The sequence below is a fragment of the Streptomyces sp. NPDC058295 genome (genome assembly GCF_042880655.1).
Lineage (GTDB): Bacteria > Actinomycetota > Actinomycetes > Streptomycetales > Streptomycetaceae > Streptomyces > Streptomyces coriariae.
The window spans coordinates 1-26,266 of the sequence record NZ_JBHVYO010000050.1; the positions used below are offsets into that span (position 1 = coordinate 1).

Sequence of the window (26,266 nt, forward strand, 5' to 3'; positions counted from 1 at the left end):
GGCGGGCCCCGCCCCGGGCGGCCCGGGACCCTGACCGGGGGGGTGGGGGGTCGGGGGGGGGCCGGCCCCCCCGCCTCTGTTCGTGGCGAGCTGCGCGAGCTACGGCAGCTACTGGATCTACGGGATCAGAGAAGCGCACCGTCGGTGATCTTGGTGGCGATGCCGTTCTCGATCACGACCTCGGCCTCCACGCCCTGCTTGGAGGCCTTCTCCAGGTCGGCCTCCTCGCACGGGGCGTCCACCTTCGAGCCGGCGACGCCGCAGATCTCGCCACCGCCCAGGATCACGGTGTCCTCGGCGAGGTAGAAGGCCTGCTGCTCGCCGCCGGAGCCCTGGGCCGCGGGGCCGTCGACCAGGTACTTGCCGGGCGCCACGTACCGCACGATGCCGTACCAGGTGCCGTTGACGCCCTTGCCCTTGTTCAGACCGTCCACGACGCCGTCGCCGCCGCCGGACGCGCTGCCGGGGTCGGTCGTGGCGCCGCCGCCGGAGGTGCTCCCGGGGGCGGTCGTGCTGCCGCCTCCGGTCGTGCTGCCACCGGAGGGCGACGCGGAGGCGCGGCGCTCGGTGATCTGCGTCGCGGCGCCGTCCTTCATCACCACATCGGCGTTGACGGCGCGGCCGCCCTTGGTGGCGGTCTCCAGGTCGGCCTCCTCGCACGGGGCGTCCACCTTCGAGGAGGCGTCGCCGCAGATGGTGCCCGCGCCGAGGATCTTGGTGTCGTCCGCGATCCAGAACTGCTGGTCGGACTTGCCGGACACGCTGACGATGTACTTGCCCGAGGCGAGGTACGTCACCGTCCCGCCCGCGAAGGTGCCGCTGACGCCCTTGGCGCCGGCCTTGTTCGCCGCCGTGGCCGTGCCCCCCTTGCCCGAGGAACCGTCGGCTGCGTCGTTGCCCTCGTTGCACGCCGACATCAGCAAGGTGCCGCCCAGGAGCGCGACGGAGACGAGGAAGGCCTTGCGACGGTTGCGAGTCATGGGTCAATTCCCCTGATAAGTCGGCTGGTTGGTGCTGAGGCACGCTCGGTTCCTCAGCGCTGTTGATCACTATGAGGGGATCAGGAGCCGAAAGGGTGCCTCGGTCCTTGATCCGCGACGATGCCGGCACAGTGCCGTGACATGACAACTCCGTTCCACAGAACCGGGGTTGCCACTCCGCACCACGAATCGGGGTGACCGACGGCGGCGGCTCACCTCCGCGGAGTGCCGCCGCGCCTTGCTCCGCGGAGCGGCGAGGGCGGGCGCGCGCGGACCTCGGCCGAGAAGTCCTTCGAGGCGGGGAGGCCGGCGGCCCCGGCCTTGTACGCGTCGATGCGCCGACAGCCGGTCCGGTGCTGATCAAAAAGGGGTAGCCGCGGGGAGTAGTGCCGCACTGGTGGGCCCCGCGCGGGCCACGCCCCCCGAGCAGTTCCCGCGCCCGGTAGTCTGTACCCGCTCCACCCCAGGTGGGCCGGGGCGCAGGTGGGTTGCCCGAGCGGCCTAAGGGAACGGTCTTGAAAAACGCGAGAGCGTGACAGCGTTCCCGGGGGCCCGGATCCCGCCCACTCCGCAGGTCATAGCCATGCTGGTCAGAAGGGGTGCCTCTCACTGAGGGGCACCCCTTCGGCGTGGGGACTGTCTCACCTTGATCTGGGTCTGTCGCGTTGTGGATCAGAGCTTGTGGACCAGGCGTGGACCAGATTCATGCCCCTGTCAGCCCTCATCAAGAACGCTTGGCTGGGCGGGAGGGACGTTCAACGTCGCGGGCAACGGTGATCTGTCTGAGCGGAATTCAGGCCGTCGTGCCTTCCTCTCCCGCTTGGTTAGCCCAGTGCGGATGTAGCTCGCTAGCGCGCTCGTATGCCCTCCGTACGCGCTCAGGGTCTGAACCGCGCTCGAATACTGCGATCAGTAGCTCTTCCCGAGCCTTGGCAGCGGTTTGCAGCTTGCGGGCGTTGAGAACGCCGAACGCAGGAATGCTCATCCCCGCCTCATACGCCCCCTTGATCGCAACCTTCACACACTCGAACAGGTAGTCCTCACCCCCGCAGAACGTGAGCTGCCCGCGTCGTTCGAGTTCGGCGGCCACTTGGGGAACGCCCACAGGCTTGCCCGCCTCGTGCAGGTCGACGATCGCTTCGTAGATCAGTCTGTTCCGGTTGATGAGGGTGCCGGGAAGGAACGTGGCGGGGGCCGGGCCAGGCGCGGTATTGGGCTTGCTACTTGACGGTTGCTCTGCGTCACTCGCGGCCGGTGTCGAGACTGAAACTGAGACGTGCGCTCTGTCCCACAAGATCTTGAATCGGTTGATCTCTGATTCAGCGACAAGACGGGGGCGTGCTTGGTGAGCCAGCTGCTCGACAACTACTTCGACCACGCCCCACGACGGTAGAGCAGGTTTGACGAACGCGTGATGGATGTTCGTATGGCTAACTACCTTGCCCAGAGCCAGGGAAAGCTTTCTAGCTGAGGGGTATCCCGCCTTGCCGTGCAGGGTGTGGAGTTCGCGGTTAAGGGCCCGGAGAGGTCCTTCAGGAAGCTTCGGCCTCAGCCACTGCGCCACGTGTTACCCCCTAGCTGTCTCTCCCACATGACCTGCCCATGATGTCACCTAGCGTCATGGTCTGTAAGGAACTGTAAGAGATCACGAAGGGTTGTCAGAAACCGTCAACTGAGGGGGAGGACCTCTGACGCTTACTCCAAGTCACCTACTTGGAGAGCTAGATGGATCTCATCAGTAAGCGCACGTTTCTGCTCCTGCTCATCGGGGCCTTCACGGTCTGCTTGGTTCTGAAGCACCCGGCCGTGGGAGCAGCCCTTGGGGTAGCCGTTGCAGTCGTCACCCTTCTTCATGAGCTTCTACGGAAGTAGTCCACCGCAATGGCGCCGCCTCGCCAGAAGAGGCCAGAGACGGCGCCATTGCGGTGGGGGCTTGCCTACTCCTCGTCGACAGCATCGAGCGCCCGCTCGATCTGTTCGTTCGAGCGCTGTTGGTTTCGGTGAATCGCTTTGGCGTAGAAGCGGAACAGGACGGCGATGCTGTGGCCTGCTCGACGTGCCACCTCGGCCGGGGACACACCGGACTCAAGCCAGAGAGAGACGCCCGCGTGGCGCATGGAGTACGGCACGTCAGCCAGTGGAGAGGCCGCCTCGGACTGCGTCAGTACCGCGAGCCGGGCAGCCTTCCAGGCTTCTCCGTACTCCTTGGACAGGAGGTGACCGCCCTGGGCCGCGCGAAAGAGCCGGCCATCCTCGGCAGTGCCGAACTCTGTGATGTGCTCGCGGACCAGGCGCACGAGAACCGGCGGGATCGGTACCGCCCGGGTCGCCTTCCTGGCTCGCTTCTTCAGGCCGCGCGTATCGAACGACTCACCCGTGTCTGTCCAGCCGGAGCCGACTCGGGCCATGCTCGTGGAGAGCAGGACTTCGCCCCAGCCCTCTTCGGGGAGGGTGAAGTCGTCCGCGCGGAGACCGGCCGCCTCACCAGGGCGGTTGGCCGCGTAGTAGAGGCAGCCGAAGAACGCCATCAGGTGCCGGCCGCGTTCGCCCTGCTCGCCGACTGCATCGATCAGTGTCTTCGCCAGCTTGGGGCCGGGGACGAACCGGAAATCGATTTCGTCGTCCGTCTCGGGCGGGGTCCAGTCGACCTTGTCGAGGGGCAAGGTCGTGAGTAACTCCCGCTCTACCGCGTATCGGAGGCAGTTGCTGAAGACCGTCCGCTTGCGGTTCACGGTGTTCTCGGCGGCGGTCGTGCCGTCCTGCTTCAGCTTCAGCGCGTCGAGCGCCGTTCGCACCACTGAGGCCGTGTTGAGATCGGTGATGTCGACGGACTTCCGGCCGATCCAGTCCAGCGCGGCCACGATCTCGGCCGGTGGCTCTTCGACGTAGAGACGTGGCCGCAGCGTTCCGTCGTCGCCGAGGACAAACCGGTAGACCCATGAGTAGAGCGCGATCCGGAGCGCCTTCGGCGCCGGGGCACCACGGTTGTCCTTGACCAGCTTCGGCGTGATGGTGGCGAGCGTGTCGGCGATGCTCGCGCGGTGTTTGGCCGAGGCGCCGGACCACTTCATTTCCGCGTACGTACGGGTGTGGGCGTACCAGGTGGCGGAGTTGAGTGCCTGTACCTCAAAGGCGGGAAGACCGGTCTCCGTGTCGAACTGGTCGCGGTTGCGCAGGGCTGTCAGGAGCTCGGCACGACGCCCGTCGGCCTGCGCCTTGATCTTGTAGCTCTTGGAGAAGGGGCGCGGGCCGACGCGCCAGCGGAGCTGGTAGGCGGCCGTACGGTTGGGCCGCTTGCGGATGCCCCAGATCTGGACGTCGTAGGTCAGCACGCTTCCTGCACCTCGCAGCCGTCGAACCAGGCGTCGAGGTCGGTCCGGCGGATTCGGATCTGACCGTTCGGGAGCTTCAGATGCTTCGGAGCCTGGCCCCGGGCGCGCATCCGGTAGAAGGCGGCGCGAGAGACCCTGATCTCAGCGAGTGCTTCGACCAGCGTCAGCGTTCGCTTGTCGGCGGTGGTCGGAGTGGTCACAGCCAGGGGGCTCCTTCGGACTTGAGGCGTTCGGAATGGGTTCTGTCGTGGCGGACCTGAGCGGCGAGGAGCTCTTCGCCGGGGCGGTAGCCGCTGCTGAGGTAGGTCCATGAGGAGTCGGTGACGAGGGTGGTGTTCTCGTCGTCGACGGGGAGGCCGGCGCGGATGCGGGCGGCTTCGGCCTGGGCGGTGCGCCAGGCACGGCGTACGTCGCGGAGTGCGCCGAGGGTGGTCGAGTAGGCCCGCGATTTGCTGGAGAAGTGGCCGCGGAAGCCGAGCATGTGGGCCCACTTCCAGAGCTTCAGGTCGGCGAACTCGGGGAGGTGGCCGAGCGCCCAAGCGGTACGGATCATCTGGCGGGCGTGCTGCTGCACGGGGAGGTCCGTGAGGGGTTCGGCCTGGCCGGTGCCGTCGCAGTCGGCGCAGAGGTCGCGGAAGCCGTCAGGGCCGCGTACGTAGCCGCGTCCGACGCAGGGGCGGCAGACCAGGGTTCGGTCCACGGTGCCCGCGCCTTCGGCGTTCTTGGTGGCGTACTTGGCGACGTATCCGGCGACCTTGGCGTCCGTGAGTTCGCCGTCCCCCAGGGCGGAGATCTGGTCCACCTTGAAGCGGTCGCCCCACCGGATGACGCGTTCGCCGACCGCGTCTGACTCGACGGTGAGCCGGGCGCGCTCGACCGCCAGGCCGACGGCGACGTGCAGGGCGTCGAAGGTGGCCCAGGCCGGGGGCGGGGTGGTGTGGCCGTCGGGACCGTCGAAGCGGACGACCGCGTGGAAGTGGACCAGGCCGCGTTGCTGGTACTCGGCGACTTTGGCGAAGGAGACGCGGAGGGCCGCGTTGAGCGCTTTCTGTGTCATGCCGAGGTGCTCGGCGAGGGCGCGACGCAGGTAGGTGGTGAAGCGTGCCCAGAGGGCCCCGGCGTGCGCGTTCCACAGCACGGCGCCGGTGTAGTCGTAGCTTGCCGGGCGGAGTGGAGTGCCGAGTTCGGGAGCGTCCTGGGGGTGGCTCTCGCCGCAGGCACAGGGGCGAGGCTTGCCCGCGTCGGTCGTGGGGCGGTTGTGGACGGGGCCGAAGGACGGGGCGGTGAGGGTGACGAAGGCGCGGGGGCGGTCGCGGACGGCTTCGGCGACGTTCTTGCCGCCGGACAGTCCGGCCTTGATCAGGTGGTAGGTGTCGGCGGCGTAGAGGCGGGAGCAGGCAGGGCAGCGGGAGGCGCGGCGGTTGCCGCACGTGGTGAGGAGACGGCCGGTGGGCTCGTCTTCGGAGCGGTAGGAGCGGACCACTTGCTTGGTGCTCTGGTCGGTGGTGACGGTCCAGCCGTGCAGGTTGACGGGGCTGGTGCAGCCTCGAAGGTCGCGCACCTGCTCCGTCACGCGGTCGAAGTTGTCGGTGTTGGCCAGTTCGACCAGGTCCCGCAGGCCGGGGCTGATGATGTGGCGCAGGTCGAGGGGGCGGCGCATGTGTGGCGGGGTGTCCCTTCTGGCGCGAGGGTGGGGAGCCTGCGGGCAGCAGCGATTCAGTGCGCTCGGGCTGCTGCCCGCAGGCATGGCAGGTCGGGCCCAGGGGTGGGCAGTGGTGGGAAGTGCCGGAGAGGCCGGCGGAAGGTGTGGCCCTACAGAGCGGCGTGCAGCGCGGTGGCCATGGGCAGGCCGATTCCGAGTCGCGTCTTGAGCTGGGCCGCTGTGATCGGTTCGCCGTGCTCGGTGTGGTGGGACGTCGCGATGGAGCGTGCCTCGGTCAGCAGAGGCTCAGGCACCTTGACCGCAGGCGAAGCGGGAGCCGGGGCAGCCGGGGCGATGTGAGGAGCGACGGGTGCCGGGGCCGGAAGGGTGAGCAGCGCCGCAGGACGGATGGCGTCGGAAGCCGTCTCAGGCACCGACTCGATCTCGTCCGGCACGGAAGCCGGTACGGCGGGACGCGCAACGGTGTGGAAGGCGCGCAGGAGCTGCGGGCCGACGGAGCCCCAGCCGAGGAGGAGCAGCGGGGCCACCGCGTCAACGGCGGCGCGGCCGTAGTGTCCGGCGACGATCGGTTCGGCGACGTTGAGGGCGAGGGTCAGCAGCCCGGAGAAGTGCATGAGGCGCGTGGCTGCCGCCATCTGGTCGGCGGGCAGACCGCGTAGGGAGAGATAGCGCAAGGCGACCAGGAGGCCGACCACCGACAGGTCCACCATCGGGGCGATGAGCGGTGCGATCGGGCCGGGGACGCCCAGGCGCAGGGCGAGGGACCAGACGTTGCCGAAGGAGAAGACGAACGCCAGCGCGGCAATGACGATCATGACGGCGGTGATTGTGCGCTGAGTGATCCGGTCCTCTGTCATGGGTGTTCACCTCCTCTCCTGGGGGTGTCAGGAACGTGTAGGCGCGGTAGGTCAGGCGTCGAGCTTGGTGAGGTCCACGTCCGTCAGGCGAACGCCGAGGAAGGCTTCCAGGAGGACGTTCGGGTCAGCGGTGAGACTTGCCGTCTCTTCGGCGACGCGAGCCGCTTCCGCGTCGGGCACGTAGGGCGTACGGATGCGGGTGAAGCCAGGTTGAGACTGGTGGTTCATCGACGCGACGCCGACGTAGGTGGGGTCCTGGAGGTTGATCGGGTTGGCGTCCGGCCATTCCCGGATCTCGTCGCCGAGTGCGGCCACGGCGGCTTCGGCAGTCTTCTGGGCGAAGCTCAGACCGACGGGGCACACGTCGCGGATGAAGGTGGGGATCGCGTCACCGGTGGACTTCTGAGTGGTGAGGATGACGAGCAATCCCACGGACCTACCCTTCTTCACCAGGTCTTCCACGAGCCGGGCGTTCTCGGCGGCGAACGCGGCCAGCTTCTTCGTCTGCTGGTCGCTGCCCTTGTGGTCGCGGAAGTAGGTGTGGGCTTCGTCGACGATCAGCACGACCAGGGGCCAGTGCTCGGACGGGCCGACGTCCCACATTGACTTCACCCCGAGCATCTGGCGCACCGAAGCCGACCGGGCACGGCGGAGCTCCACCAGGTGCCGAAACAGCTTGTTGGCCTCTTCCAGGTCATCGCCCACGAAGGCGAACATGCGTGGGACCCAGTCGGCGTAGTCGCCTTCGTACGCAGCCGACACCTTGCCGTCCGCGCAGGCGAACTGCACTGCGGGCGACGGTGCCCAGTCGGAGAGAAGCCGGTTGATCAGGCTGGTCTTGCCGAAGCCGGGGAGGCCGGCCACGGTGACGCCGGGTACCTGCGTGAGGTTCACGGAGACGGGCTGCGCGTACTCGTCCAGGCCCAGATCCCACCGGGCTGTCTCCTCCGGTGGCTCGCCCGTGGGGTGGTGCTCGGTGGGGAACTTCAGCGGGTCCAGTCGCACGCCCCGGATGAGGACCTGCCCAGGCTTGTCCTGGGTGACGGCCACTCGTGTGCACCGCCAGGCGTCCGCGAGATGCGGGCCCGCCTTCTGGAACTGTTGGAGTCCAACACCAGGCAGGCACTGTGCCCGCGCGATCACTCCGTACGCGTCGTGCTTCACCTTCAGGGAGGGGATGAGGACGCGCGGCTTGATGGGCTTGCCGTTCGTGTTCGCCAGAGACGCCAGGGCGGTCGGGGTCTTGTCCGTGGCCGACAGCTTGAGCATCGGTGCGAGCCGCTTCCAGCCCCACCGCACGCGTACGGCCTGCCGTATGGACTGCCGGGTCATGGTGTCGGCGCGAACGTAGCGGACGACCCACCAGGCCGCCCATCCGACGAGCACGGCGAGCGGCAGGGCGACGACGAGCGGGACTTGACCGAAGATCCCTTCCGCCGGGGCGTTCGAGTCCTTCATGTGTGGCTCTCCAACGGGTTGTAGAGGAAGGCCGCCAGGGCCGATTCGAGGGCCGCCCGATCCGCCGACGCGTCGAGGCGGGGATAGCCGTAGCCGACGAGCACGGCCGCCACCGAGTTCACGAGTGATTCGGTGAAGCGGGCATCCGGCCCGGCGTGAGGCAGCGGGTAGCTGCGCTCAGCGCCGGACCGGGAGGTGGTGACGCTCACGCCGCCTCAGCGGCCGGGGCCGCCAGGTCCAGGCGAGCCGCGCGGTAGGCGATGCCGTCCGAGAGCGAGCCGTTGAAGATCCGCGCCCACGGGGTGGCGAACAGTTCCACCGGCATGACCGGGACACCGGGTCGGAGGCCGTTGGGCAGTCCGGTCTCCGGAACGGTGATCTTCAGAGCTTCGGCACGGTCCTCCTCCATGAAGAAGAGGGTGATCGTGTAAAGCTTCGCGCCGGTCTCACGGTCGGTGGCGAACTGCGTCTTCTCCTGGTCCGCGTACTTCGGCACCGGCAGGGTGCCGACCATGAACGACGAAGTGGGGAGCAGGCCAACACGGATGCGTGCCATGGGAGTTGGTTCCTTTCGGTTGCGCTCCACCAAAGCGGTGGGGCGTGATCACCATTGAACATAGCTGACCTAGCAGTGTCAAGTGAAGCGGGTGAGCTAGGTGACAGCTGACATAGGCCACCTATGTCAGTGGGGTGTGCTAGGGGTGCTAGGAATCGCTACTCTTGGGCCATGAGCCCCGCGCCAGAGAGCAAGCAGGATCGTCGGCCGCCGTATCAGCACGCTGCCGACGAGCTTCGGCGCGACATCTTGCAGGGGCGGATCAAGCCGGGCGAGCAGATGCCGTCCATTCGCGAGCTGCAAGAACGCTTCGGCGTGGCCAACATGACCGCGAGGTCCGCACTCAATGTGCTGCGCGACGAGGGCTTGATCTACACGATCCATGGACGTGGCAGCTTCGTCGCGGACCACAGCGCCGGCGGGGAGCCCTCGGCGAACTACACCGCTCCAGCTTGGTACCTGGCGAACCAGGACGAGAAGCCAGGCAGGGCAGGGCAGGGTGAGGGCGGGCCCGACGCCGCCGAAGCGGCCGAAGACGCCGGGACCACCCTTGCTGAAGTACTCACCGCACTACGTGACGAGATCCGTGTTCTCAGCGCTGATCACCAGGAACTGCGACGTGAGGTCGAGGAGCTGAAGGCGGCTCAGCAGCCGAAGCCGTAGTCCTGATCTGGGCCACTTCCTCTCGCAACTCCCTGGTCTCCCTGCTGACGCGGACGACCATGGCCCGCATCTCCTCGATCAGCGCGACTACCTGATCCGTGTCCCCGACGTGAATGCTGGTCGACCCCATTTCGTTGTCCGGTATGTGCTCGGTCATCGCTCCCTGCTTGCTGCCGTGCCGCCGTTCCGTGCCGCACTTGCTCGAACCGCCGGGACTTGCCCACGGCATCCGCTTCTCTCCCAGGTTGATCGACTACTGCGCTGTGGTGCTGTTCAGAGTTTCTTTACTGGATCAAGGCGGCCCGCCTACGGCGGTCCGCGCGCGCTGGCGGCCACGGGCCGCCGCCGCTCCCTGTCTCCGCCACCGCTGCGCCGGCCCCCGGCCACTCAGCGCGCAGTACCGCCAAGCCAGACAGCCAGGCCAGGAAGTGACTCGCCCAGCCCGAGCACCAGGAGCACGACCAGGTCCAGGCCGAGCCCGCGCCAGCACGCCCCCGCCGTCCGGATGGCCGCCGTTTCGAAAGCGGAAGACGTGGCTGATACCGGAACGGGGTTGCTGGAGACACACGTGACGGGTGCTCGTTCGGCGCACTCGCCGCCGTGGCTGACTTTCGGTGGCGCAGGCCAGAACTGCGCTGCCAATGCCTGGGCTTCAACCTCTCTCCTCTCCAACTTTGCGACAGGCGGCAGGGGTTGTAGTCGCACCCGAATCCGAGCACGCCGACCGCCCCGGTACCATCGGCACCGGGGTCCTGATCAGGGCTTCCGCGACCGGACCACCCGGAATGCTGTCGAGGCTGAGGGGTGGTCCGGTCTTTTGCTGTTGTCGTCCGCGCGAAGGTGGCGCGAGACGGGTCCGTTTGGGTTCGGGGTCAGATCAGGGCTTTGCCCACCTCGTAGATGGTGGGCCGGTCCCCCGGCGCATGGCTGAGCATCGCTTCGACCAGTTCGCCCAGCTCACCGGGCACCTTCACAGGCCGACGCCGAGCGTTGGCCACTGCCTCTCGCTGCACGGGGCGCGGAGCGTCGTCCGGGTACTCGACCGCCCGCCAGCCCGTGGCGGAGATGAGCAGCGAGGCACCGAGTGCGTAGATGTCGGCTGCCTGCGTCGGCTCCGCTTCTCCGGTGTCCAGCACGCTGCGGGCGATCTCCGGAGCCTCGTAGTGGACGAGGCAGCCGCGGAACGGGAAGTCGTACCCCTGGGGTACCTGGCCGCCCCGGGCAAGGGCGAGGTCGATGAGGTGCGTTCGTTCCGGGCCGACGATGAAGTGGGCGGGTTGCACGTCGCCGTGTGCCCAGCCCCTCACGTGGAGATCGGCCAGGGCTTCGACGCATCCCAGCGCCACGCTGGTGCTCGCTTTGATGGACGAGCCCTGCTTGCGGCACGGCTCCCACAGCTTGTGGAGATCCGGCCCGTCGTGCCACGGCTGGAAGTTCCACGTGCCGTGTTCCCATTCGCCGTACGCGATCTCGTCGAGGCCGAGGCGATGCAGGACGGCACCCTCGCGTGCAGGCGCGAGCGCGGTCCAAGGCTGGGCAGGCCACTCGGCCGTTGCCTCGATCGGATAGCCCAGCTTCACGGCGAAGTGGCCCCGGTGGCTCTGCACCTCCCAGACCGTGGAGCCCCGGCGGTTGATGACCAGGCGCTGAGTCGTGGGCATGAGCGCGTCGAGCACCACGATCGGCAGTTCAGGGGTTGGGCCGGACAAGGTCTGTTCTCCTTCCGAGCGAGCGCGGCCGACCTCGAGGCGAGGCCGGCCGCGTCACTGTGTCGAGGGTTACGCCTGACCGTACGGTCGGCCGCAGTCCGAATCGCACTGTGCGAGGTTCGTGCCGTCCACGGTCCACAGGTCATCGAAGACCACGAACCCGGCCGCCTTCATGCCGCGCGCCGAGGCGGCGACCTTCTCCGGGTCGCGCGCTCCTCCACCCGGCTTCGGGTTGTGGTGCAGGAAGCGGCCCGCGTGCTGTGCACACAGCTCGGCGTACTCCTTCGTGTGCAGGATGAGCGCGTGCAGGCCGAGGTCCACGTCGTCCGACGGGACCATGGGCACGGTGGCCGTGGCCGCCGCGACGAGGAACGCGACCGCCTGGTCCGCGATTCGTTCAGCGCGCTCGGGGGACTGCCCGTCGTGGACCGCCACGAAGCGGGCGAGGCTCTCGAACAGCTCTTCACCAGCCACCGCGCGACCGGTCTTCTGATCGCTCGCCGTTGCCGTCATGTGCCATCTCCTGAGGTGAGGTGGTGCGTGGCGCTTACCTCCCGACCTGATCGCCGAACCCGGCGCGCGGACGATAGGGAAGCGGGCTTGAAGGCCGGCCCCGAACGGGTCGGGGAGCCGTGAAATCGGCACCCGTTCGGGGCGGCCGGTCTACTGGCTGGTGCCGAGGAAGAACAAGGCCCCGGCACATAGGCCGATGACGCGCTTCACAGCGGGACCTGACTGTTGCCGTTCCGCTCGGCCAGACGTGCGCTCAGCTCTTCCCGCGCACTGGGTGCCACCACGTTGCTGGGCAGGACATCCCACTCCTTGCCGCCACGGACCGGCCGCATCTGCACACGGCCACCGATCTCACCCATGACGACACCGATATGCCCGGTGACACTGTCTTTCGCCAGTTCACCGATGGCTGGTCTGGTCTGCTGATTGCTCGCCATGCACACGAGCATCGCGAGCCTGGTACCCCCGCCAAAAGGTCAGGCTGATTACCCAACTTGGGTAACATCGCCGCAAGTAGAGAAACCGCGACGTTGCGTAGCCCTCGCAGTGTGGGAGCTTGCCCAATGCCCGACGCCGACCGGCCGCAGGAGCTGCCTGCCCGGCTGCTCACCGATCCCGAGATGATCAATGCGTGCCGGGCACGGGACTTCGGCAGAGTCTTCCGGCTGGTGAAGACCAGGGCGGGCATCTACCCGTCGATGATCGCGAGGCGCTGCGAGCTGACGCCGAGCCGCGTCGGTGAAGTGATTGCGGGCCGACGGCAGTTGCTGCACATGGACGTCGTCGAGCGAATCGCTGACGGTCTGCGTATCCCGGGGCACATGCTTGGGCTTGCCCGGCGCCCATGGGAGACGCCGCAGGCTCTCGTCGTCACCGAGCGCGAGGCACCCCAAGTGCCGGAGCCAGAACAGCAGGCCCCCGCGTCTCTACCGGGGCCCGACGTGGACAGCATCCTTGCGTTGACCACGCGAACCAACCTCAGCGCAGCCACACTTGCAGCCTTCCGGTCATCCATCGAGGACTACTGGCGACGAGACGACCAACACGGCGGGGAGGCTCTCAGGCCGGCCGTCGTCGGACAGCTCCGGTATGTGGTCGGACTCCTAAAGGAAAGCCGACCCCCGGCCATCCAGAACGGCCTGTACGGAATCGCGGCCGAACTCGCACGCCTCACCGGCTGGACCTACTTCGACGCCCGCCAGTACAACCAGGCCCGCGCCTACTTCACCGAGGCCCTGCAACTCGCCAAGGCCATCGACGACCGCCAGTTCATGGCCAACGTCCTTGCCTGCATGAGCTTGCAGGCGACCTACCAGGACAAGCCCGCGGACTCCCTGGCACTCGTGACCGCCGCCCAGGACCAGGCTCGCTCAGCCATCGACACCACCCCGCGCGTTCTGTCGATGCTGTCCATGCGCGAAGCCTTCGCCCACGCCACGCTCGGCAGTCAGACGTCCACGCACCGGGCGATCACGGAAGCGCACCGCCAGTTCCAGCAGATCCAGGCGAGCGACCCGGACCCGTCGTGGGTGGCCTACTTCGACGAGCCGAAGCTCATCGTGGACACCGGCATTGCCCATGGCCGACTGGGCGAGGCAGCGACAGCTGAACCGTTGATCGCGGACGCCTTACGCCGGGAGGCCCACACCAACCAGCGAGGCAGGGCGTTTCACGCGTTCTGGCTGGCCCGTACGCAACTGGACCAAGGCAAGCTCGACCAGGCGTGCCACACCGCCACGCAAGCCCTGGAGCCCGCATCGGCAGTCGCTTCAGAGCGAGTGTCGGGCCACCTCAGGGAGTTCTACGACCAGTTGGCCCCACACAGGCAGGAGCCCGTAGCCCTGGCCTTCGAGGCGCGGCTACGGGAGCTCCTGCCACCGGTCAGCGGATCGCTTCATCCATGAGCACGTACAGGAGACCGACGAGGGATCCACTGCTCACGATCTCGCGGCGGTCGATCATCCCCCGTATCTCACGGAGCGGGATCCACTCGATGCGGTCGGACTCGTTCTTCTCCGTGGGCGGACCCTCGTAAGTCGCTCCGTCCGCACGGAAGACGTGGTGCTGCGAGTCCGTGATGCCGTTGGCCGGCTCGGCGTAGATCAGGGGCTTGATGGGACCAGGACGCCATCCCGTCTCCTCCAGGACTTCGCGCGCCGCCGCCTCCTCCGGAGACTCACCCTCCTCGACCAGGCCCATGGGCAACTCCCAGGCCCAGGAGTCCGTGATGAAGCGGTGTCGCCACATCATCAGCACCTCCTGGCGATCGTTGACCACGGCGGCCACGGCCAGGTGCCGCAGGCGAACGACGTGGTACTCCCACCGCCGCCCGTCAGGCTGTTGGACATCCACCAAGCACAGGTTCACCCAAGGGTTGGTGTAGATCTGTCGCTCACCGTGGGTCTTCCACTCCATACCTGCGGCCCCTCTCGATCGGACTCCAGGATCTCAGACCAGCTGAGAGGGAGGATGCGGGTCGGACGATTTGGCGTCAGATCGACGAGATAGCAGTTGCCGCCCCTCGGGGGTGAGGGGCGCAGATGCATCCTGTGCGGTGGCGGCACTGCGCCGGGCCTGCACGCTACTGCGCTGGACCGACAATGAGATGAAGGCTGCGCTCCGTTCCAGTGCGTTGGGCGAGAACATCAGGCCGATCCCGCAACAGGACTCGAAGAGCTCGAAGCGCAATTTCCAATGCCTCATAGCAATAGGCGTACTCGGCCGCCTCATTCAGGGCTGACGATCCATGTACCACGTCACTGCGCAGTGCATAGATCTTTCCAAGTTTGGTCCGGAGCTTGCGCCTATCTTGCGGGCTGTCTGTAAGCAGCAGGGCGAGTGATGCTGTGACACGCAGGGTTGGCTCCCCCTCTTTACTGCCGAACAAGTTTTCCCAGGCGATTACTGAGTCGATAAGGACATCGGATGGGTCGCGGCGCTCAGAAACTGCTCGCATGACACGCGATAGAGCCAGCTCAATGTGCTGGATGTTGGGATTATCGAGTAGTTCATACCACTCACGCCATGCAGCCAACTCTGTTTCCGTAAGTTGAGCTGGCGTTAGGCCGATTGCCCGAGTGGAGTCGTTCCACAGCAGCGAATCGCCGCCGTCAAAGAGATCCTCATAATATTGCCAGGAAGGTGCGAGCTGAAGTTTTCTGTTTTCTCGCTGGACGGCGATTAGGAGACTCAATCTAAGGCGATTCGTTACCTGCTTGAGGGCGTCTGAGGACAATTCATCTAGTACATGCTGGGAGCCATCAGGTGATGGCGGTACTGCCTTTACCGTATAGGGGTAATCGAACTCAACTACGATGTCACCATCGTAGTTAATCACCGTCATGATCCCAGCAGCATCCGATCCGGTAAGTTGCCGCTTGAGCGATTCAGGAGCGCGCTCGCGATCTCTCTCCGTAGCTTCGCGTACAACAACACCTTCCCCCGCCGTCCACCTTGTGCCTGGAGGGAGATGTACACCCGCCAATGCTTGGTAGGCTTTCACAGTTACCGACTCACCAGCCAGTGCAGTGCGCATTAGCTGGAGCATATCTAGTGACCTTCTGCACAACTCGGCCGCAGAAGTGGGGTGGTCGGATCCTGAATGCCAAGCATTGCGGAGAATGATGCTTGGCAGGAGAGAAGATTGCACCCGGCCGCCCCTGAAGGTGCTTCGGTATAGGTTGGCAGCAGGGTCGGCTGGATCTTCCTCTACGAAAACGGCCGAAAAAAGTGGATCAGTCATAATGGCGGCCTTGAATTCTGCTGCCCGTGAGTGCCTGATGATAGAGGCCGAAACATATACGCTTTCGCTGCGACCGAACTCCCGCAGTGGCTCTTCTGCTGGCAAGAGGAAAGCAGGGAATGCATCCGTGGCAAGTGCGCTAATGATTGCGTCTAGCGAACCGTCCTCCCTCGCTTCCGGTAGGCTTCCGCCGTGTGCCAGATGTAGCCGGTTAGCGAGTGGATTACCGTCCTTACTGGTATCGGTCAAGTGTAGGCGGAGTAGATTTCGAACGGTTTGCTGATCGTAATCTTGAGGGTATTCATAGGTTAGGACGCCGTCGAGATCCCGAAGTGTGGAGATTTGCTTTTCTGAAAGTTGGCCGATCGGGGCTGAATTAACTGTTGCATTCAAGATAAAGTTTAGGAGTGGCTCGCCGATGGCTGTCGTGATCCGCTCAATGATTTCACTCTCGGGGGCTCGCGTCATGGTGCGTATTATCTAAGCGTGCATGCTACTCGGCAAGCAATTTGCCCAAAGCCGGCGATCGGCTCAATCGGATGCCCGGCGAGGAATCGGCGTCGGTCGTATCGGGTGCGCCCAGCATGTGTTGCTGCTGGGCGCAGGCCCCGGTCTCAAGTCGGGGCGCCGGTACCTCACCAAGGTCGGCCGGAGTGACGCGGTAAGGAGTGCCGCGCTGCATTGGTGATGGGCACCGTGGGGTTCCTCTGGGTAGCGCGCGACCGCTTGCGGGGCGGCGGCAACGTGACGCCTTCCGCATACGGAGCGACCTCAGTGGACCCCGTGTGGACCACACCCCGCGTGGGCCGCCCGCGCCCGGTAGTCTGTACCCGCTCCGTCCCAGGTGGGCGGGGCGCAGGTGGGTTGCCCGAGCGGCCTAAGGGAACGGTCTTGAAAACCGTCGTGGCAGCGATGTCACCGTGGGTTCAAATCCCACACCCACCGCAGGTGAACGGCCCCTGACCAGGTGAAACGGTCGGGGGCCGTGCTCGTGGGCGTCGGTCGGCGGTGTTCGCCGGGTCCCGCTGTTCGCCCGGATCTAGACGGTGAGCAGCCCGGCGAGTGTCAGGGCCGCCATCGCGGAGAGGAGACGTGGCTTTCTCCAGCCCGGTCCCGAGGCCTGGCGGGTCAGCTCCCAGGCGCCCACCAGGCCGCCACCGAGGCCCAGCGCGCTCCGCAGCAGGAAGACGGTGGTGTGCACGGGGGGCCTCCAGGACCTTCGAACGGACGGGCAGGTTACCTCTGGTGGTGGCGGTCGTCCTCCGGCAGAGATGCGGGTCCCGGTCCGTGAGCAGGACGACGGGTGATTCGGACTTGTGGGCATGACCGTTTCTTGGCCGGGCTCACGGTCGATCATTGCTGTTCCTTCATCCCGCCTTGGGCTGCGGCGATGTGTCTTTGACAGGGGACTCCAAGGGCTTGTGGCCCTGGGGGGTCTCCGGCTCCGGGGCTCGTTCGGCGGTTCGACCGGACGGCGCCCGAGGAGCTGTCCCGTCGCCTCCTGATCGACTGAAGGACAAGCGTGTCTCGTTCACCTCGCGCCGCCCGGGCGGCCCGCGTCATGGGCACCCTCGCGGCTTCGGCCGCACTCGCCGTCGGTGCCGCCCATACGGCGCTCGCGTGCAGCATCGGCGACTTCTCCGCGGCCGCCGTCTGTGACGCCGACGGCCACGGCGTCATCCAAGTCACCGACAAGGACGGCTCCGGCACACCGGCCACCGTCTTCCTGTACCTCCAGCTGAACCAGCCGATCAACAACGAACGGCTCGTCGACACCCGGAAGATCGAGCACCCGACGGCGCAGGGCGTCACCGTCGATCTCGATCCCCAGACATGGCACGCCGGCGTGACATTCCGGGTGCACGTCAAGGCGGGCGACCAGGTCGACGAGGACATCCAGCCCATGGTCGTCATCCAGGACGAGACCTGTGCGCCCGCCGGCCCCCCGCCCTCGGCGTCCGGCACGCCGTCCGGCCGACCGTCGACCTCGTCTTCGCCCGCGTCATCCCCTTCTTCGTCCTCGTCGGCCTCGTCGTTCTCGTCGTCCTCGTCTTCCTCCGCCTCGGCGGGCGCGCAGCCGTCGCCCGCAGGTGGTGGCACGGTCCTGGCCGAGACCGGGGCGTCCGGCCGTACGCCGGTGGCCGTCGGGGTCGGCGCCGCGCTGGTTGTGGCCGGCGGCGGCATCGTCCTCGGACTGCGCCGTCGCACGGCGCGGCGCTCGCACTGACGGTGGAGCGCCGGGGGGCTGTCACGGTTCGGGGCGGTGCGTGGTCATGCGGGCCGCCGACGTGATCGTCCCCCGTGCCTCCCGTGCCGTCAGGCCGGTTCGGACGGCGGCGTCGACCAGGTCCTCGGTCAACTCCGGGCCGATGCCGTCCTCGTAGGCACGGCAGGCCGCCCAGAACAGCCGGGTGTTCCGTTGTCCCTCGTGGGCGGCCAGGACGAACTGGACCAGGCCCCGGCCGTGTGCGCCGCCCGCCGTCGAGCCGGGGCCCGGGCGGGGGGAGCGGGGCGGTGGCAGCAGCAGGCGCAGGAGGGAGCGCGGGCAGGGCGCGGGGGTGAGGTGGGCGGTGCCGGGGGCGGTCGCGTAGATGCCGTGGGCGGTGCGGGAGCCGGGGCCGACCAGGTAGCCGCCGGCGCCCCGGATGTCGATGCCGGGGGCGAGGCGGCCGGCCGAGTTGGGGACGACGACGTCCGGCGGGCCGGTGAGCCACAGGTGTCGTCCGCCGGACGGGGTGAGGACGACGATCGTGGGCGGGATGGTGAAGAGGTGGCGCAGGGCCAGTTCGCGCAGGGCGGCCGTGGAGTCCGTGTCCGACTTGGTGTCCAGGTCGACGCCGATGAGGTGGTGCGGGGGCAGGCCGCAGGCGATGCCGTAGCCGGTGGCCCAGGGTGCGGCGGCGAACAGTTCGCGGATGCGGGCCGGGTCGGTCGAGGCGTCGTACACGCCGTGGCCGAAGCGGCCGCACTCGCCGTGGCAGGGCGGCCCCGTCGGCTCGGGGGCGTCGCGGTGGGGGGAGCGCAGGGCGGGGAGTTTCGTCCGGGACAGGGGGATGACGGCCAGGCCGCGTTCGGCGGCCGACAGGGCGTGGGCGAGGGCCAGCGTGGTGGCCTGCCGGGGGTACCGGTCGGTGGTGGCCATGGAACCAGTGTCGTACGTGTGTTCGATAAAGGGAAGAGGGCGGGCCGCGACGCGCCCGGGGGCGGTCGACCGGGACGGAAAAATGCCGGAACGCTTCGCCTCGTGTGGGGCCCGGGAGGCGAGTGTCCGACTTGCCGGGGGTTATGGCGTCTCGTACAGGAAAAGTGGCGCTAGGGGTTTATCGACTTGTCATCACGCTTGCGTGCTAATCACGGTGCCCGGGGTGGTTCGCCGGGGACGCGGTGGGCGACTCTGGTCTCGCGACGTCGCCACAAAGGCCTGGGCGGTCGGCCGACTGCCCAGGTGAAAGCCGTGCTTCATGCACTTCGGGTACGCACGTACTTCCGTTCTGGAGGAATCACATGGCAAGCATCCGTACCGCCCGCGTCATCGCCGCCGTCTCCGCCCTCCCGCTGGCAGCCGCCCTCTTCGTCGGCGTCGCGGTGGCGGACAACGGCGGCTTCGCGGACGACGGATCGAACGCGGGTGTCGCGAGCATCACCGGCAGTGGTGTCGGGCGCGGCAACAGCGGCAACTCGGCCACCACGCAGCAGAACGCCGTCGGCTCGGGCGCCTCGAACCAGAGCAATACCGCGCAGGTCAACGGGTCCGCGTTCACCGCGGTCAACCAGGGCAACAGCGATGTCGCGGTCGCCTTCACCCCACTGTGGTGGTGATCTGAGGGGATTGGTGTCCGGCGCCGGCCCCGGGGGGAGCTTCGCGCCGGGTGGGGGGCTGTGGGGGTGGCAACGCGTCTGCGCGGCGGTACTTCGGTACCGCCGCGCAGGCGTTTTCGTACGGGGAAGTGACCTTGACAGAGATTCCTATCTGACGGACAGTCAGAAACTGTTCCCAGTAAGCCAGGTGGGCCGGGTAGGCCGGGTAAGCCAGGCAAGTACCGGCAAGGCCCGGCACCCCCTGCGACGCCTTTTCCCGCGGAAGGAGTACGGCCGTGGACGACGAGCTCCACGCGCGGCTCAAGGCCTACGAGGGCCGCCCCGCGGCGGTCGCGGGCACCGGCCGGGACCCTGTCAACGCGCCCATGATCCGGCACTGGTGCGAGGCGACGGGCGACCAGAACCCGGCGTACACCGGCCCGGGCGCGATCGCCCCGCCGACCATGCTTCAGGCGTGGATCATGGGCGGCCTGAGCGGCCACCAGGGGCGTGCGCAGGCCTACGACGAGCTGCTCTCCCACCTCGACGAGGCGGGCTGCACCTCGGTCGTCGCCACCGACTGCGAGCAGGAGTACCTGCGCCCGCTGCGACCGGGGGACGAGGTCGCCTTCGACACGGTGATCGAGTCGGTCTCGCGGCGGAAGACCACCAAGCTGGGCACCGGGTACTTCGTCACGACCCGGACGGACGTACGCGTGGGCGAGGAACCGGTCGGCACCCATCGCTTCCGCATCCTCAAGTACGCACCGCGCGAGCAGGTACCGCGCGAGCAGGTACCGAGCGAGCACACGCCGAACAATGGCGCATCGACCGGGTGGGAAACCGGGCGGGAAACCCGGCGGGAGCAGAAGGCGCCGGGCCGGCCGGAAGCACCGCGGCGGCCGCGTCCCGTCGTCAACCGGGACAACGCCGGTTTCTGGGAGGGCGTCCGGCGCCACCGTCTCCTCGTCCAGCGCTGCACCGCCTGCGACACGCTCCGCTTCCCCTGGCTCCCCGGCTGCAACGCCTGCGGCTCGGCGGAGTGGGACACCGTCGAGGCCGGCGGCGAGGGCACGGTCTTCTCGTACGTCGTGATGCACCACCCGCCCTTCCCGGCCTTCTCCCCGCCCTACGCGATCGGGCTGATCGAGCTCGCCGAGGGCGTCCGCATCATCAGCAACGTGGTCGACGTGCCCTACGACAAGGTGCGGATCGGCATGCCCGTGGAGCTGGAATTCCGGTCCTACGACGATGAGGACGGCGAACTGGTGCTGCCCGTGTTCCGGCCCCGTGCGGGGGAGGTGGCCGGGTGAAGGCCGGTGACGAGCTGCCACCGCTGGAGATCGGGATCACCCGCACCCTGATCGTCGCCGGCGCCCTCGCCTCGCGCGACTACCAGGACGTCCATCACGACCCCGGACTGGCCAGGCTCAAGGGGTCCCCCGACATCTTCATGAACATCCTGACCACCAACGGCCTGGTCGGCCGCTACCTCACCGACCACTTCGGCCCGACCGCCGTGCTCCGCAAGGTCGCCATCCGGCTCGGGGCGCCCAACTACCCGGGAGACACCATGGTGTTGAGGGGCACGGTCGAGGAGTTCGACGGAGCCACCGCCGTGGTGCGGGTCACCGGGGACAACGGGATCGGCAGACATGTCACCGGCACGGTGACGCTCACCGTCCCGGTGGGAGACGCGGGATGAGCGTGCGGACGCGGGACTCCCTCGGCGGCCGGGCCGCGATCGTCGGCATCGGGGCCACGGAGTTCTCCAAGGACTCGGGACGCAGTGAACTGCGGCTGGCGGTGGAGTCGGTGCGGGCGGCCCTGGCCGACGCGGGACTCACGCCCGCCGACGTGGACGGACTGGTGACGTTCACGATGGACACCAGCCCGGAGATCACCGTGGCCCAGGCCTGTGGCATGGGCGAGCTGTCCTTCTTCTCCCGGGTCCACTACGGCGGCGGGGCGGCCTGCGCGACCGTGCAGCAGGCGGCGCTCGCCGTCGCGGCCGGGGTGGCCGAGGTCGTGGTCTGCTACCGCGCCTTCAACGAGCGGTCGGGGCGCCGCTTCGGCTCGGGCGTCCGGCACCGCGAACCGTCGGCGGAGGGGACGGCGCTCGGCTGGACGCTGCCGTTCGGGCTGCTCACCCCCGCCTCCTGGGTGGCGATGGCGGCGCAGCGCTATCTGTACACGTACGGGCTGACCCCGGAGGACGCGTTCGGGCCGGTCGCCGTCACGGCCCGCCGGCACGCGGCGGTGAACCCGGCGGCGTACTTCCACGACCGTCCGATCACCCGCGCCGACCACGCGGCCTCGCGCTGGATCGCCGAGCCGCTCAGGCTGCTGGACTGCTGCCAGGAGACGGACGGCGGCCAGGCGCTGGTCGTCACCTCGGTGGAACGGGCCCGGGACCTGCCGCAGCCGCCCGCCGTGGTCACCGCGGCCGCCCAGGGCGCCGGCCGGGCCCAGGAGCAGATGACCAGCTTCTACCGCGACGACCTGACGGGCCTGCCGGAGATGTCCGTGGTCGCCCGCCAGCTGTGGCGCGGTTCCGGGCTGGCGCCGGCCGACATCGACGTGGGGATCCTGTACGACCACTTCACGCCGTTCGTGCTGATGCAGCTGGAGGAGTTCGGCTTCTGCGCCCCGGGCGAGGCCCCGGCCTTCGTGGCGGCGGACCGGCTGCCGCTGAACACCCACGGCGGCCAGCTCGGCGAGGCCTACCTGCACGGGATGAACGGTGTGGCCGAAGCCGTACGGCAGCTGCGCGGCACGTCCGTGAACCAGGTTCCGGGGGCCGCCCGCACCCTGGTGACGGCGGGAACCGGGGTACCGACGTCGGGCCTGGTCCTGACCACGGACGGAGGCGCGGACTGAGCCGTGGACTTTACCGTGCAATGAGCCGCTCACTGAGCCGTGAAAACGAGCGCGGACGAGCCGCGGGCGAGCCACGGAGGGATGAGCACCCAGGGGTCATCCCGTAGTAGCCGGTGCCGCCTCGTCCACCTTCAGGAGGTGGGGCGGGCACCACCCCTACAACCTGAGACGGATCCGGCTTCGGGACCTGCGGCCGATCCGCCCGAGCGGCCCGCGAACCTAGCGTGGAGCCATGACCACACCCGTCTGCACCCGCGCTTCGAACGGCATGACGCGGCCTTCTCCGTACCCGTCCTTCGCGTCGTACGTCAGAGCCCGTCAGCCGGTGCTGCTGCGCACCGCACGGTCGCTGACCGCGAACCCGAGCGACGCGGAGGACCTGCTGCAGACCGCGCTCACCAAGACGTACGTCGCGTGGGAGCGGATCGAGGACCACCGGGCGCTCGACGGCTATGTCCGCCGGGCCCTGCTGAACACCCGGACGTCGCAGTGGCGCAAGCGCAAGGTCGACGAGTTCGTCTGCGACGAGCTGCCGGAGCCGGATCCGGTCGCCTCCGCGGACGACCCGGCGGAGCGGCAGGCGCTGCACGACGCCATGTGGCGGGCGATCATGAAGCTGCCCGCGCGGCAGCGTGCGATGGTCGTCCTCAGGTACTACGAGGACCTCAGTGAGGTGCAGACGGCCGAGGTGCTCGGTGTCTCGGTGGGCACGGTGAAGTCGGCCGTGTCGCGGGCGCTCGGCAAGCTGCGCGAGGACCCTGAGCTGATGCTCGTCCGCTGACGAGGGCCGATCTTCCGGCCCGCGCCGTGATCCGGGCCGTGCCGTGACCTGATCGATCACCGCTCCCTAGTGACATACCGCGCGGTATGTGCGCAGAATCAGCACAACCGTTACCACCGCGTAGGCAATGTCGCCGCCTGGGAGGACACGCCGTGCTGAGCACCATGCAGGACGTACCGCTGACCGTCACCCGCATTCTCGAGCACGGTGTGCTGGTGCACGGCCGGTCCCAGATCACCACCTGGACAGGTGAGAGCGAGCCGCAGCGGCGCAGTTTCGCCGAGGCGGGCACCCGGGCGGTGCAGCTGGCGAACGCCCTGCGCGACGACCTCGGCGTCCGCGGCGACGACCGCGTGGCGACGCTGATGTGGAACAACGCCGAGCACGTCGAGGCGTACTTCGCGATCCCCTCCATGGGCGCGGTGCTGCACACCCTCAACCTGCGCCTTCCGGCCGAGCAGCTGGTGTGGATCGTCAACCACGCCGCCGACAAGGTCGTCATAGTCAACGGTTCGCTGCTCCCGCTGCTCGCGCCGCTGCTGCCGAAGCTGCCCACGCTCGAGCACATCGTCGTCTCGGGCCCGGGTGACCGCTCGCTCCTCGAGGGCGCCCACGCGCGCGTGCACGAGTACGAGGAGCTGATCGCGGACAAGCCGACGACCTTCGACTGGCCCGAGCTGGACGAACGCCAGGCCGCCGCCATGTGCTACACCTCCGGGACCACGGGCGACCCCAAGGGCGTGGTCTACAGCCACCGTTCGATCTACCTGCACTCGATGCAGGTGAACATGGCCGAGTCGATGGGCCTGACCGACCGGGACACCTCGCTCGTCGTCGTCCCGCAGTTCCACGTCAACGCCTGGGGACTGCCGCACGCCACCTTCATGACCGGCATCAACATGCTGATGCCGGACCGCTTCCTGCAGCCGGCGCCCCTCGCCGAGATGATCGAGAGCGAGAGGCCGACCCACGCGGCCGCCGTTCCCACCATCTGGCAGGGTCTGCTGGCCGAGCTCACCGCCAAGCCGCGGGACGTCTCCTCCCTCACCCAGGTCACCATCGGCGGATCGGCCTGTCCGCCCTCCCTCATGACCGCGTTCGACGAGCTGGGCATGCGGGTCTGCCACGCCTGGGGCATGACGGAGACCTCCCCGCTCGGGACCATCGCCCGTCCGCCGGCCCACGCGGTCGGCACCGACGAGGAACTCGGCTACCGCCTCACCCAGGGCCGCTTCCCGGCCGGCGTGGAGGGCCGCCTGACCGGCCCCGGCGGCGAGCGCCTCCCCTGGGACGGCGAGTCCGCGGGCGAGCTGGAGGTGCGCGGCGCGTGGATCGCCGGCGCCTACTACAACGGCCCCGACGGCGAGCCCCTGCGGCCCGCCGACAAGTTCAGCGAGGACGGCTGGCTGAAGACGGGCGACGTCGGCACCATCTCCCCCGATGGCTTCCTCACCCTCACCGACCGCGCCAAGGACGTCATCAAGTCCGGCGGTGAGTGGATCTCGTCGGTGGACCTGGAGAACGCGCTGATGTCCCACCCGGACGTCACCGAGGCCGCCGTCGTGGCCGTCCCCGACGACAAGTGGGGCGAGCGCCCGCTGGCCACGGTCGTCCTCAGGGAGGGCGCCACCACGGACTTCGAGGCCCTGCGCGCCTTCCTCGCCGCCGAGGGGCAGATCGCCAAGTGGCAGCTCCCGGAGCGCTGGACGATCATCGGGGCCGTCCCGAAGACGAGCGTGGGCAAGTTCGACAAGAAGGTGCTGCGCCGGCAGTACGCGGAGGGCGAGCTGGACGTCACCCGGCTCTGAACCCGCCCGCGGTGCGGACGCGGTGACCGACGCAGCAGCCGTCGCGGCCGTTCACGCGTGTCGTGTACGCCGGGCAGGGCACCTCGCGGCCCCTGCCCGGCGTACGCCGTTTTCACGGCCGCGGGCCGTCCGCACGGTCACAGGCCGTCCGCACGGTCACAGGCCGTCCGCACGGTCACGAGGCCGACTCCCAGACCGACTTCACCACCGTGGGGCCGTCACCGCCGTAGGACCGTGACCGCCGGCCGTGACCGGCGTACGTCCGTCACCGGCGTACGGCCGTGGTCGTCCAGCCCAGGACCAGCCACGCGCCCGCCACCGCGACCACGCCACCCCAGCCGAACTGGGTGAAGGCGAGGCCGGCCAGGGCCGAGGCGGTCGCGCCGCCGGCGAACCCCGCGACGACATAGGCGCTGTTCGCGGTGGCCGGGGCTGAGGTGGTCGTCAGGGCGAGGGTCTGGTTGGCGACATGGGAGGCGACGAGCGCCGCGTGGATCACGATCGCGGCCGCGAAGAGCGCCACGAGCACCTGCCCGCCCAGCCAGAACAGCGGGACCGAGACAGCGGCGAGGAGATACGCGTTGCGGACGACCTTCGCGGCGCCGAAGCGGTCGACCAGCCCGCCGGCCAGCGGTGCGACGACACTGGCGGCCAGTCCGAAGAGACCGAAGAGGCCGGCGGTAGCGGTCGTCAGGCCGTAGGACTGCTCGCCCGTCAGCAGCAGCGCCAGCGAGGTCCACAAGGCGCTCCAGGCGCCGTACATCCCGGCCTGCCGCACGCAGGCCCGCCACAGGTCGGGCGAGCGCCGCACCAGGCCCGGCATCGCGGTGAGACCGGTGAACAGGTGACCCTCGCGGGGGTGGTGGCGTTCGGAGGGGAGGGCGGCCGCGGTCAGCAGGCCCAGGATCGTGGTGAGGACGGCCGCGCCCACGAACACCGCCCGCCAGCCGAAGGCCTGCCCGGCGAGTCCGCCGAGGACTCGGGCCGCGACGATGCCGGTGAACAGCCCGGCGATGACGGCGGCCACGTGCCGGGCGCGCCGGTCGGCGGGGGCGCGGGCGGCGACCAGCGGCACGAGGAGCTGCGGGACGACGGTCGCGGCCGAGGCGACGAGCACGGCGGCCGCGAGCGCGCCGGTCCCGGCGGCCGTGGCCGCGGCGATCAGGGCCGCCGCGGTGACCAGGGAGAGGACGGCGACCAGTCGCCGCCGGTTCACGCGGTCGCCGAGCGGGGCGAAGACGAGCAGGCCGGCCGCGTAGCCGAACTGGGCGACCGAGGCGATCCAGGCCACGGCCGAGGGTGCCGAGCCGAAGTCGTGGGCGATGAGGGGGAGCAGCGGGGCCGCGAGATAGATGTTGGCCGCCGTGACGGCGGTGCAGAGGGCGATGAGGACGAGGAGAAACTCCGTGCGGCGCCCCGCGACCGCCGAGGGCGCGACTTCCTCTCCCGCTGCTCGGACTTCTGTGACTTCGGACGGCATGGCGGCGGTGCTCCTTCGAGCGTCTCTAGTAACTAACCAGTTGGTT

26 protein-coding genes and 1 tRNA gene are annotated in these 26,266 nt (G+C 68.5%); 10 read left to right on the top strand and 17 right to left on the bottom strand.

From position 1 onward, the window contains the following. Positions 1-125: 125 nt before the first annotated feature. From ACFVYS_RS36000 to ACFVYS_RS36040, 9 genes are all read right to left on the bottom strand, one after another. The gene (locus ACFVYS_RS36000; RefSeq protein ID WP_389509017.1) at positions 126-980 is read right to left on the bottom strand and encodes a hypothetical protein; all 855 of its coding nucleotides are present in this window, start codon (positions 978-980) and stop codon (positions 126-128) included. Between the two features lie 793 nt (positions 981-1,773). Then, positions 1,774-2,358 (bottom strand): DnaB-like helicase N-terminal domain-containing protein, encoded by a 585-nt coding sequence (locus ACFVYS_RS36005; RefSeq protein WP_389509019.1) that lies wholly within the window; start codon positions 2,356-2,358, stop codon positions 1,774-1,776. A gap of 559 nt (positions 2,359-2,917) precedes the next feature. Continuing rightward, positions 2,918-4,312, bottom strand: coding sequence for a tyrosine-type recombinase/integrase (locus tag ACFVYS_RS36010; protein WP_389509021.1), 1,395 nt, complete (start codon positions 4,310-4,312; stop codon positions 2,918-2,920). Then, positions 4,306-4,512, bottom strand: coding sequence for a helix-turn-helix transcriptional regulator (locus tag ACFVYS_RS36015; protein ID WP_389509023.1), 207 nt, complete (start codon positions 4,510-4,512; stop codon positions 4,306-4,308). The genes ACFVYS_RS36010 and ACFVYS_RS36015 overlap by 7 nt, the downstream gene beginning before the upstream one ends. Then, complete coding sequence (locus tag ACFVYS_RS36020; RefSeq protein ID WP_389509025.1) at positions 4,509-5,972, bottom strand: replication initiator; 1,464 nt, start codon at positions 5,970-5,972, stop codon at positions 4,509-4,511. Before ACFVYS_RS36020 ends, ACFVYS_RS36015 begins: the two co-directional genes overlap by 4 nt. A gap of 152 nt (positions 5,973-6,124) precedes the next feature. Next, entirely contained in the window at positions 6,125-6,832 is a 708-nt protein-coding gene (locus ACFVYS_RS36025; RefSeq protein WP_389509027.1) for a DUF2637 domain-containing protein, read from the bottom strand. Positions 6,833-6,883: 51 nt separating this feature from the next. After that, the gene (locus tag ACFVYS_RS36030) at positions 6,884-8,290 is read right to left on the bottom strand and encodes a cell division protein FtsK (protein WP_389509029.1); all 1,407 of its coding nucleotides are present in this window, start codon (positions 8,288-8,290) and stop codon (positions 6,884-6,886) included. Then, positions 8,287-8,499, bottom strand: coding sequence for a hypothetical protein (locus ACFVYS_RS36035; RefSeq protein ID WP_230195275.1), 213 nt, complete (start codon positions 8,497-8,499; stop codon positions 8,287-8,289). Before ACFVYS_RS36035 ends, ACFVYS_RS36030 begins: the two co-directional genes overlap by 4 nt. After that, a complete protein-coding gene (locus ACFVYS_RS36040; RefSeq protein ID WP_252556006.1) occupies positions 8,496-8,846 on the bottom strand; it encodes a hypothetical protein in 351 nt (116 codons plus the stop codon). Before ACFVYS_RS36040 ends, ACFVYS_RS36035 begins: the two co-directional genes overlap by 4 nt. A gap of 171 nt (positions 8,847-9,017) precedes the next feature. Here ACFVYS_RS36040 and ACFVYS_RS36045 point away from each other — a divergent pair, with 171 nt between their 5' ends. After that, on the top strand, positions 9,018-9,509 hold the full coding sequence (locus ACFVYS_RS36045) for a GntR family transcriptional regulator (protein WP_389509032.1): 492 nt from the start codon (positions 9,018-9,020) through the stop codon (positions 9,507-9,509). Positions 9,510-10,381: 872 nt separating this feature from the next. On the opposite strand, the gene ACFVYS_RS36050 is transcribed toward ACFVYS_RS36045, so the two are convergent. The 3 genes from ACFVYS_RS36050 to ACFVYS_RS36060 all read right to left on the bottom strand — a co-directional run bounded on the left by ACFVYS_RS36050 (position 10,382) and on the right by ACFVYS_RS36060 (position 12,180). Then, on the bottom strand, positions 10,382-11,218 hold the full coding sequence (locus tag ACFVYS_RS36050) for a protein kinase (protein WP_389509034.1): 837 nt from the start codon (positions 11,216-11,218) through the stop codon (positions 10,382-10,384). A gap of 69 nt (positions 11,219-11,287) precedes the next feature. Further along, a complete protein-coding gene (locus ACFVYS_RS36055) occupies positions 11,288-11,731 on the bottom strand; it encodes a glycine-rich domain-containing protein (RefSeq protein WP_389509036.1) in 444 nt (147 codons plus the stop codon). Positions 11,732-11,937: 206 nt separating this feature from the next. Further along, positions 11,938-12,180 carry a hypothetical protein gene (locus ACFVYS_RS36060; RefSeq protein ID WP_365118238.1) on the bottom strand — a complete coding sequence of 81 codons (243 nt, stop codon included), beginning with the start codon at positions 12,178-12,180 and terminating at the stop codon, positions 11,938-11,940. 114 nt (positions 12,181-12,294) lie between these two features. Here ACFVYS_RS36060 and ACFVYS_RS36065 point away from each other — a divergent pair, with 114 nt between their 5' ends. Then, positions 12,295-13,635, top strand: coding sequence for a helix-turn-helix domain-containing protein (locus tag ACFVYS_RS36065; protein WP_389509038.1), 1,341 nt, complete (start codon positions 12,295-12,297; stop codon positions 13,633-13,635). On the opposite strand, the gene ACFVYS_RS36070 is transcribed toward ACFVYS_RS36065, so the two are convergent. Together ACFVYS_RS36070 and ACFVYS_RS36075 are read right to left on the bottom strand one after the other, a co-directional pair. Further along, positions 13,613-14,146 (bottom strand): NUDIX hydrolase, encoded by a 534-nt coding sequence (locus ACFVYS_RS36070; protein WP_389509040.1) that lies wholly within the window; start codon positions 14,144-14,146, stop codon positions 13,613-13,615. The genes ACFVYS_RS36065 and ACFVYS_RS36070 overlap by 23 nt on opposite strands. Positions 14,147-14,312: 166 nt before the next feature. After that, positions 14,313-15,941 (bottom strand): hypothetical protein, encoded by a 1,629-nt coding sequence (locus tag ACFVYS_RS36075; RefSeq protein ID WP_389509042.1) that lies wholly within the window; start codon positions 15,939-15,941, stop codon positions 14,313-14,315. Positions 15,942-16,331: 390 nt separating this feature from the next. Between ACFVYS_RS36075 and ACFVYS_RS36080 the strand changes: the two genes are divergently transcribed. After that, a tRNA-Ser gene (locus ACFVYS_RS36080) sits at positions 16,332-16,418 on the top strand. Between the two features lie 94 nt (positions 16,419-16,512). Here ACFVYS_RS36080 and ACFVYS_RS36085 read toward each other — a convergent pair. Next, a complete protein-coding gene (locus tag ACFVYS_RS36085; protein WP_389509044.1) occupies positions 16,513-16,674 on the bottom strand; it encodes a hypothetical protein in 162 nt (53 codons plus the stop codon). Between the two features lie 321 nt (positions 16,675-16,995). On the opposite strand from ACFVYS_RS36085, the gene ACFVYS_RS36090 reads away from it, so the two are divergent. After that, positions 16,996-17,700 carry an LAETG motif-containing sortase-dependent surface protein gene (locus ACFVYS_RS36090; RefSeq protein ID WP_389509046.1) on the top strand — a complete coding sequence of 235 codons (705 nt, stop codon included), beginning with the start codon at positions 16,996-16,998 and terminating at the stop codon, positions 17,698-17,700. Between the two features lie 21 nt (positions 17,701-17,721). Here ACFVYS_RS36090 and ACFVYS_RS36095 read toward each other — a convergent pair whose 3' ends face one another. Next, positions 17,722-18,615 (bottom strand): bifunctional DNA primase/polymerase, encoded by an 894-nt coding sequence (locus ACFVYS_RS36095; protein WP_389509048.1) that lies wholly within the window; start codon positions 18,613-18,615, stop codon positions 17,722-17,724. Between the two features lie 362 nt (positions 18,616-18,977). Here ACFVYS_RS36095 and ACFVYS_RS36100 point away from each other — a divergent pair, with 362 nt between their 5' ends. From ACFVYS_RS36100 to ACFVYS_RS36125, 6 genes are all read left to right on the top strand, one after another. Then, entirely contained in the window at positions 18,978-19,292 is a 315-nt protein-coding gene (locus ACFVYS_RS36100; RefSeq protein ID WP_389509050.1) for a hypothetical protein, read from the top strand. A 275-nt stretch (positions 19,293-19,567) separates the two neighbouring features. Continuing rightward, positions 19,568-20,584, top strand: a complete 1,017-nt coding sequence (locus tag ACFVYS_RS36105) for a bifunctional MaoC family dehydratase N-terminal/OB-fold nucleic acid binding domain-containing protein (protein ID WP_389509052.1) — start codon at positions 19,568-19,570, stop codon at positions 20,582-20,584. After that, complete coding sequence (locus ACFVYS_RS36110; RefSeq protein WP_389509054.1) at positions 20,581-20,976, top strand: MaoC/PaaZ C-terminal domain-containing protein; 396 nt, start codon at positions 20,581-20,583, stop codon at positions 20,974-20,976. Before ACFVYS_RS36105 ends, ACFVYS_RS36110 begins: the two co-directional genes overlap by 4 nt. After that, positions 20,973-22,151 carry a lipid-transfer protein gene (locus tag ACFVYS_RS36115; protein WP_389509056.1) on the top strand — a complete coding sequence of 393 codons (1,179 nt, stop codon included), beginning with the start codon at positions 20,973-20,975 and terminating at the stop codon, positions 22,149-22,151. The genes ACFVYS_RS36110 and ACFVYS_RS36115 overlap by 4 nt, the downstream gene beginning before the upstream one ends. Before the next feature lie 232 nt (positions 22,152-22,383). Next, the gene (locus ACFVYS_RS36120; protein WP_389509058.1) at positions 22,384-22,932 is read left to right on the top strand and encodes a SigE family RNA polymerase sigma factor; all 549 of its coding nucleotides are present in this window, start codon (positions 22,384-22,386) and stop codon (positions 22,930-22,932) included. A gap of 152 nt (positions 22,933-23,084) precedes the next feature. Further along, positions 23,085-24,740: a long-chain fatty acid--CoA ligase gene (locus tag ACFVYS_RS36125; protein WP_389509060.1), complete on the top strand. Its 1,656-nt coding sequence runs from the start codon at positions 23,085-23,087 to the stop codon at positions 24,738-24,740. 265 nt (positions 24,741-25,005) lie between these two features. On the opposite strand, the gene ACFVYS_RS36130 is transcribed toward ACFVYS_RS36125, so the two are convergent. Further along, a complete protein-coding gene (locus ACFVYS_RS36130) occupies positions 25,006-26,220 on the bottom strand; it encodes an MFS transporter (protein WP_389509062.1) in 1,215 nt (404 codons plus the stop codon). Positions 26,221-26,266: the final 46 nt, after the last annotated feature.

Bases quoted from the DNA above. Each gene is read 5' to 3' on its own strand.
- ACFVYS_RS36095 (WP_389509048.1), bottom strand. From the start codon at position 18,615: ATGGCCACCACCGACCGGTACCCCCGGCAGGCCACCACGCTGGCCCTC.
- ACFVYS_RS36000 (WP_389509017.1), bottom strand. From the start codon at position 980: ATGACTCGCAACCGTCGCAAGGCCTTCCTCGTCTCCGTCGCGCTCCTG.
- ACFVYS_RS36045 (WP_389509032.1), top strand. From the start codon at position 9,018: ATGAGCCCCGCGCCAGAGAGCAAGCAGGATCGTCGGCCGCCGTATCAG.
- ACFVYS_RS36030 (WP_389509029.1), bottom strand. From the start codon at position 8,290: ATGAAGGACTCGAACGCCCCGGCGGAAGGGATCTTCGGTCAAGTCCCG.
- ACFVYS_RS36070 (WP_389509040.1), bottom strand. From the start codon at position 14,146: ATGGAGTGGAAGACCCACGGTGAGCGACAGATCTACACCAACCCTTGG.
- ACFVYS_RS36060 (WP_365118238.1), bottom strand. From the start codon at position 12,180: ATGCTCGTGTGCATGGCGAGCAATCAGCAGACCAGACCAGCCATCGGT.
- ACFVYS_RS36020 (WP_389509025.1), bottom strand. From the start codon at position 5,972: ATGCGCCGCCCCCTCGACCTGCGCCACATCATCAGCCCCGGCCTGCGG.
- ACFVYS_RS36115 (WP_389509056.1), top strand. From the start codon at position 20,973: ATGAGCGTGCGGACGCGGGACTCCCTCGGCGGCCGGGCCGCGATCGTC.
- ACFVYS_RS36040 (WP_252556006.1), bottom strand. From the start codon at position 8,846: ATGGCACGCATCCGTGTTGGCCTGCTCCCCACTTCGTCGTTCATGGTC.
- ACFVYS_RS36025 (WP_389509027.1), bottom strand. From the start codon at position 6,832: ATGACAGAGGACCGGATCACTCAGCGCACAATCACCGCCGTCATGATC.
- ACFVYS_RS36065 (WP_389509038.1), top strand. From the start codon at position 12,295: ATGCCCGACGCCGACCGGCCGCAGGAGCTGCCTGCCCGGCTGCTCACC.
- ACFVYS_RS36075 (WP_389509042.1), bottom strand. From the start codon at position 15,941: ATGACGCGAGCCCCCGAGAGTGAAATCATTGAGCGGATCACGACAGCC.
- ACFVYS_RS36100 (WP_389509050.1), top strand. From the start codon at position 18,978: ATGGCAAGCATCCGTACCGCCCGCGTCATCGCCGCCGTCTCCGCCCTC.
- ACFVYS_RS36120 (WP_389509058.1), top strand. From the start codon at position 22,384: ATGACCACACCCGTCTGCACCCGCGCTTCGAACGGCATGACGCGGCCT.
- ACFVYS_RS36130 (WP_389509062.1), bottom strand. From the start codon at position 26,220: ATGCCGTCCGAAGTCACAGAAGTCCGAGCAGCGGGAGAGGAAGTCGCG.
- ACFVYS_RS36055 (WP_389509036.1), bottom strand. From the start codon at position 11,731: ATGACGGCAACGGCGAGCGATCAGAAGACCGGTCGCGCGGTGGCTGGT.